General features: G+C 61.1%; 5 protein-coding genes. 3 read left to right on the top strand and 2 right to left on the bottom strand.

The window, feature by feature from the left end; genetic code table 11:
- Together KBA32_RS15860 and KBA32_RS15855 are read right to left on the bottom strand one after the other, a co-directional pair.
- Positions 1-2,467 (bottom strand): DEAD/DEAH box helicase family protein (locus tag KBA32_RS15860; protein WP_294360977.1); only part of this gene is annotated, 2,467 nt, incomplete at its 3' end.
- On the bottom strand, positions 2,464-4,431 hold the full coding sequence (locus KBA32_RS15855; RefSeq protein ID WP_294360974.1) for a site-specific DNA-methyltransferase: 1,968 nt from the start codon (positions 4,429-4,431) through the stop codon (positions 2,464-2,466). The genes KBA32_RS15855 and KBA32_RS15860, both read right to left, overlap by 4 nt.
- 51 nt (positions 4,432-4,482) lie before the next feature.
- Between KBA32_RS15855 and KBA32_RS15850 the strand changes: the two genes are divergently transcribed.
- The 3 genes from KBA32_RS15850 to metG form a co-directional block, all read left to right on the top strand.
- The gene (locus tag KBA32_RS15850) at positions 4,483-4,665 is read left to right on the top strand and encodes a hypothetical protein (protein WP_294360971.1); all 183 of its coding nucleotides are present in this window, start codon (positions 4,483-4,485) and stop codon (positions 4,663-4,665) included.
- A gap of 138 nt (positions 4,666-4,803) precedes the next feature.
- Complete coding sequence (locus KBA32_RS15845; RefSeq protein WP_294360968.1) at positions 4,804-5,169, top strand: hypothetical protein; 366 nt, start codon at positions 4,804-4,806, stop codon at positions 5,167-5,169.
- A 132-nt stretch (positions 5,170-5,301) separates the two neighbouring features.
- The coding region (gene metG / locus KBA32_RS15840; protein ID WP_294360965.1) for a methionine--tRNA ligase at positions 5,302-6,886 on the top strand (1,585 nt) is incomplete at its 3' end.

The raw sequence follows: 6,886 nt of genomic DNA, 5'->3' as shown, positions 1-6,886 counted from the left end.
GCATCATCAGCTTGGCCACCTCCGACAATCGCCGATGGCGGATTTCCGTTTCGCCGTGCGTCGTCACCGATTCCGACTCGATCAGCGCCACGGCGAACACCTTGGTGATGTGGTCAACCAGCGGCTGCAACAGCAGCAGCCGCCAGTTCTCGTCGGCCATCGGCACGAAGAACTCGCCGAACAGGTGCTCGCAGATGTACTCCTCGATCCAGCCCGCCAGTTCGGCCGTGTTGACCTGCAAATACGGTTTTGCACCGTGGCTTGCCATGTCCTTGGCGATCTTGCCGGTCTTCGGCAGCGGATGGCTCAGCGCCTGACTGATGCGGCGCGTGAGGCGCATCAGCAGGTCGTTGTAGCCCGTCACACTCATCACCGCGCCGTCGACGCGGTAATCGCCAAACAGCGTCTGGCTCTGCAAATCCTGCGAGGTGAACACGTCGCCCTTGCCCAGCATCTCGGCCAGTTGTGCACGCGAAAGCTGGGTGAAGCGCGGCAAGGTCGCCAGATCGGGCGCGTGATGCTCCAGCCAGTCTTCGGTTTCGCGCAGCACGAACGGAATGGCGAAATCGAATTTCTTGTAGTCGTCGCGCAGGCCGACCGCCAGCAGGTCGCCGGTGCTGGTCTTGTCCGGGTCGTCGTCATCGGAAAATCCGGCCAGCCCGGCGTTCATCAACTCATCGTAGAACTGGCTGAATGCCGGATGCTCGACGATGGTCAGCACGTCGATCAGGTTATTTGGCGGCTGCTTGGCGGTCAGCAACTCCCGGTTTTCGCGCTTCAGTTCGGCGTACTCCGCCTCGCGCCACATCAGCCGCAAACCGCGCCCGATGGTCTGCTCCAGCAGAATTTGCGCCTGCGACGAGCGCAGCGGCACGATCACGCAGATATTGTTCACGTCGAAGCCCTCGCGCAGCATCAACACGCTGACGATCACGCGCGGCGCAGCATGGGCATCGACGTTGAACAGCCGTTCGCGCACCGGCGCCCAGTCCTTCTCGCCGAGTTCCGCCTTCTTGCCCGAGTCGATAGCCATCACCTCGTCGTCGCCCATTCCTTCATCGCGCAGGAACCGCACCACCAACGGCGACACCGTCGTGTCTTCGCACACCACCAGCATCTTCGGATGGCGGTCCGGATCGACACCGGCAAAATCGGCCTCCAGCTTCTTCAGCTTGGACAGCCCCGCCCGCAACATCACCCGCTGCCCGTCCGAAAGCGTCGGATTGCCGTCCGCATCGCGCACGGCCTTGAACTCCAGCGGCAGCGCACCGATTTCCTTGCGCCGGTCGAGGACCAGCGATTTCACCAGTCCCTGCCGCATTGCAGTCGTCAAATCGAAGTCGGTGATGATGTGCGGGAAAAAGAGCTTCTTCTTGTTCTTGCCGCTGCCCACGTCGTTGTACGGCGTCGCCGAAAAGTCCACCTGCACGAAACGCCGCCCCTTCGGCGCGGCAATCGTCGACAGGCTCTTTTGCCACTCCACCTCGGTGACTTCGCCTTCACGCTTGAACTCGTGGATGTGGTGCGCCTCGTCGTTGAACACCATCAGGTCGGGCAGTTCGGCCAGATAGGCCAGCACGTTGCCGCGCGCCCAGCGGCGGTCGAGCACGTCGAGGCTGTTGCCCGTCGCCCTGCCCGGCGTCAGCGGCAGCAGGCCGGCGATGATTGCCTGCGGATCGGACAGCGCGCCCGGCGCACTCATTTCCGGCGGTGATTTTTCGTCTGACGCTTCCTCGGGCGCATCGCTGAGCAGATGCCAGTTGCAGATCGCCAGCAGCCCGTTGCCGGTCGCCTTGAGGCCGATTTCCTCCTTGCGGCAGGTGTTGCCGCGCACGAAGCCGAACACCGCCTCGCGCGCCGCCTCCGGGATGAACAGGTCGGCGAACTTCGCCACGTCGGAGGTAGCGAAATCGCGCGCGCCGTCGCGCTCCTTGCCGAGAAAGGCATCGAGCAGGCGCTCATAGACGATCAGCCCCGGCGCGACGATCAGGAAGTTGCGAGTAAACCGCCCATCGACGCCCCCGGCCGCCTGTTGCGCGCTGCGGTTAAGCAGTTGCCAGATCAGCAGTGCCTGCAACACCCACGTTTTTCCGGTGCCGGTCGCCATCTTCAGACAGTACTTTGGGTGTGCGTGCTTGGCTTCACTCACTTCGGCCAGCCGCTTGCCGGCCAGCAACGCATCGGGCACCACCTGTTCATACAGCGACTTCAGCGTCGCCGCGCCGATTACCTCATGCGCGACGATGGCGTTCAGGATCGCCTGTTGCTGGCCGGGGTGGAAATTGAGATGCCCACGCGCCGTCACCATCTCGCGCCCGAACCACCAATGCAGCAAAGCCGCCGTCGTCGGCGTCACCAGATCGAAAATGTCGGCGACGCCGTCTTCGAGATGCTGGCACAACGTCTGTGTACGCTGCGTCAGCGCATCGGCCAGCGCCAATTGTTCGCGTGATTCCGGGGCGCTCATTGCATTCCCTCCACACCAACCGACATCGCGACTTCCGCCTCGAAACCGAACACATCCACCGCCCGCACGCACACCCGGCGCGGCCCGGTTTTCGCCGGCACCGTCAGCACCGCCTGCGTCACCACGCGCAACGGATCGCCGTCGCTCTCGGCATTGCCGCGATAGTCCTGCCACACCGAGCGAAACACCTGCCCGTCGTAATCCGGATCGACGGCCCAATACTCGATCAGGGCCAACGGTTCGGCATTCATCACTGCCTGCAGCTTCGCGCGATTCGCCTCGTCGAGATTGATTGCCTCGGGCGAGAGCAAAATGTAGTTGTCGAGGACAACCGTGATCGTCTCCGAGAAACCCACGTCATTCCGGCTTTCGCCGGAATCCAGTGGTACACCCGACGCCGCTTCTGGATTCCGGCTTTCGCCGGAATGACGGATTCTGCGTACCGGCTTGATCTTCAGATACTGCAAACTGGCAAAGCGCACCGTGCCGCGCAACTTCTCCAACCCGCCCTTTTTCTTCAAGCGGTCGAGCAGATCGGGCGGAATCACCAGCACCTCCAGCCCCGGGTCGTTGAGCGCGGTGATCGCCTCGGCAATCGCCGGCTCGAAGTTCCAGCCCAGCACCACCACCTTGTCCCAGCCGCCGAGCAAGCTGTCGCGCTGCGCCAGTGCCTTTTTCAGCGTCGCCGCGCCGGTCAACTTGTTCGGCGAATCGGCATGGACCAGCGTGCGCACGCCGCCGCCGATGATCGAACCGAGATTGCGCGTCGGGTTGTCGTCGGGCGACAGCGGCAAGGCGCCGAACAGCGAGAGAACGATCTGCGCCAGATCACCGACGCGGAAATCGCGCCCGAGCGAGGTCTTCGCCGCCTCGACCTGATAGTCGCCGATGGCCTGATAGAGGAAGGGCTGCGCATTCTGGTCGATCAGGCGCTTGCGCATGATCATGCACGCCGGTTTGCCGAGATCGGAGGTGATCCAGCGCCGACCGAGTTTCTCGGCGACGGCGGCGGTGGTACCGGAACCGCCGAAGAAGTCGGCGACGAGGCCGTTTTCGGGGCAGGAGGCTTGGACTATGCGATCAAGGAGCCTCTCAGGTTTTTGAGTCTCATATCCGAGTCGTTCAGCCCCGCTCTTGGTCATTCTTGCATCAAGCCAAAGGTTCTGAATCGGCTTGCCGGGGTCTTCGTCAAGGTAACTTTTGTAGTAAGGAGTCCCGTTTCTTGTGTAGTAAAACCTACCTTCGCGTTCCAGGCGGTCGATATTCTCCTGTGTTTGAGCCCAATGGCGGCCTTTCGGAGGGATCAGCAATTCGCCGCGAAAAAAACGTGCAGGTCCATCACCCTTGCCTGTGAAAGTATTTGGGTAAAAAAGACGGCCAGTTCCCTCTTCCTCGATGTACCGCTCTGATATGTACTCGTCGTCGAAAGGAACGTGTTGAGTCACAAAGAAATAACGCTCTCCTTTCCCATAGAAATAGATCGATTCCGTGACGTTGCCAAATCTGTTTGCATCGTTATGAGCACCGAATTTTTGCCACACGACTTCATTGCAAAAATTCTCTCTTCCAAACACCTCATCCATCACAATCTTCACGTAGTGCCCGACATGCCAGTCGAGATGCACGTAGATCGACCCGGTATCGGCCAGCAATTCGCGCATCAGGATCAGGCGCGGGGTGATCATTTCGAGGTAGGAGGCGGTGCCGTCGCTCCAGGTATCGGAGTAGGCGAACTGTTCGATCACCGTCGGTTTCTGTTCCAGTTCGACGCCCGGCAGGGTGATTTTGGTGCGGTAATCGGCCTTGGAATCGAACGGCGGGTCGATGTAGATCAGGTCAATCTTGCCGCGCAGGCTGGGTAGACCGCTCGCCTCATCGCCCGCCAATAACGCCGCCATCGCCAGCAGGTTGTCACCATAGACCAGCCGGTTGCGCCACGGGATCGCCGGCGCCGCATCACCCAACGATGGCTGCACGTTGCCGAACAGTCCGTCCTGGACGGAGGCCAACGCGTTTTGCCGCAGGTTCTGGCTGATCCAGTCACTCTCCTTGCTGTCACGCGCGGGCAGTACCCATTCGCGAGTTTGCAGGCCGACGCGGTGACGGCCTTCAAGGCTTTCGAGAATCTTCTCGGCGCGCTCGCGCCCGCGTTTGACGATCTCGGGCAGTTGTTCGATGAGGGATTTTGGCATCGCTGAACTCATGGCAAATAACTAAACCGCAAGTTTAGCCTTTTGCTAAACCAACAATCCAGTTTATCCACGAACTTAACTGCTGGTTACCGTTCCGGCATGGAGAATGCCAAAGCCGAATTCGCCAAGCGCCTGACTATCGCCATGCAGGTCGCCGGTTACGAGGCGCGACCTGCTGTCCTGGAACGGGAGTTCAATCAGCGCTACTGGGGGAAACCTGTGACACTGCAAGGCGTCCGCCGCTGGTTGCGCGGGGAAGTCATTCCGCCGCACGACAAGGTAGGAGTCCTCGCCGACTGGTTGAATGTCACTCCACAGGAACTTGGGTTTGGCAAATTGCCGGTACGCATCGCTGAACGCCGCAAACGCTGGGACGACGGCATCGGTTTTCAGGAACGCGAAATCATCGAGGCGTTTCTCAGCCTGCCGGTGCCGCAAAGGCGCGTGCTGCGCGAGGTGATCGAAGCCTTCGTCAAGGCCTATTCGGCGGAATCGGCGAACACGCCCTGAACGCGCCGTGACGGTTCAGCGCTCGTTGATCTGCGGCTGTAACGCCGGAACCCGACGCGCAGCTCTTTGCTAGAATGTCGGGCTTGCCGCAAGCGGCTCCACCCACACTTTTCCGAGCTTCGATCGCTGCCCATGACCCGCAAAATTCTCGTCACTTCCGCGCTGCCGTACGCCAACGGCTCCATCCATCTCGGCCACCTTGTCGAGTACATCCAGACCGACATCTGGGTGCGCTTCCAGAAGATGCAGCCGAAGGACAAGGTCGCCGAATGCTGGTACTGCTGCGCCGACGACACGCACGGCACGCCGATCATGCTGCGCGCGGAGAAGGACGGCATCACGCCGGAAGCGCTGATCGAGCGCGTGCATGGCGAGCATTCACGCGATTTCGCCGGTTTCCATGTCGCCTTCGACAATTTCTACAGCACGCACTCGCCGGAAACGCAGGAATGCGCCAATGAAATCTACGCGCGCCTGAAAGACGCCCAGCTGATCGAGAAGCGTACGATCGAGCAGTACTACGACCCGCAAAAGCAGATGTTCCTGCCCGACCGCTTCATCAAGGGCGAATGCCCGAAGTGCGGTGCCAAGGACCAGTACGGCGACAACTGCGAGAGCTGCGGCGCGGCCTACACGCCGAATGAGCTGAAGAATCCGTATTCCGCCATCTCCGGCGCGACGCCTGAACTGCGTAATTCCGACCACTATTTCTTCAAGCTCTCCAGCGACTCGTGCCAGAGTTTCCTGCGCCGCTGGACGCGCGAGCCGGGTCGCCTGCAATCGGAAGCGTCGAACAAGATGCAGGAGTGGTTAGGCACCGAAGGCGAGAACAAGCTGACCGACTGGGACATCTCGCGCGACGCGCCGTATTTCGGCTTCGAGATCCCTGACGCACCGGGCAAATACTTCTACGTCTGGCTCGACGCGCCAATCGGCTACATGGGTTCGTTCAAAAACCTGTGCGGCAAGAAAGGTCTCGATTTCGACGAATACTTCAAGCCGGATTCCAAGACCGAGTTGTACCACTTCATCGGCAAGGACATCCTCTACTTCCACGCGCTGTTCTGGCCGGCAGAGCTCGAGCACGCCGGCTACCGCACACCGAGCGGCCTCTGCGTGCACGGCTTCCTGACCGTCGACGGCGCCAAGATGAGCAAGTCGCGCGGCACCTTCATCACCGCCGAGAGCTACCTGAACACCGGCCTCAATCCGGAATGGCTGCGCTACTACTATGCCGCCAAGCTGAACGCGACGATGGAAGACATCGACCTCAACCTCGACGACTTCATCGCCCGCGTCAATTCCGACCTCGTCGGCAAGTACGTGAACATCGCCAGCCGCTGCGCCGGGTTCATCGGCAAGAAGTTTGAAGGCAAGCTCGCTACCACGAACGCCGAATGGCTCAAACCGCTAAGAGACGCGGCATCGAACATCGCCGAAGCGTATGAAGCCCGCGAATTCGGCCGCGCCCTGCGCGAAGTGATGGCCTTGGCCGACGCCGCCAACGTTTTCGTCAATGACAAGAAACCGTGGGAACTGGCCAAGCAGGAAGGCAAGGAGGCCGAGTTGCACGCTGCCTGCTCGCAGGCCATCGAAGCCTTCCGCCTGCTCACGCTGTACCTCAAGCCGGTGCTGCCGAAGGTCGCCGAAGCCGTCGAAGCCTTCCTCGACATCGCGCCGCTCGGCTGGACGGATGCGGCGACGCCGCTGCCGGCCG

The sequence above is a fragment of the Propionivibrio sp. genome (genome assembly GCF_017995515.1).
GTDB lineage: Bacteria > Pseudomonadota > Gammaproteobacteria > Burkholderiales > Rhodocyclaceae > Propionivibrio.
Note: the sequence above shows the minus strand (reverse complement) of the source record. Positions and strands in the feature narration are given on the sequence as shown.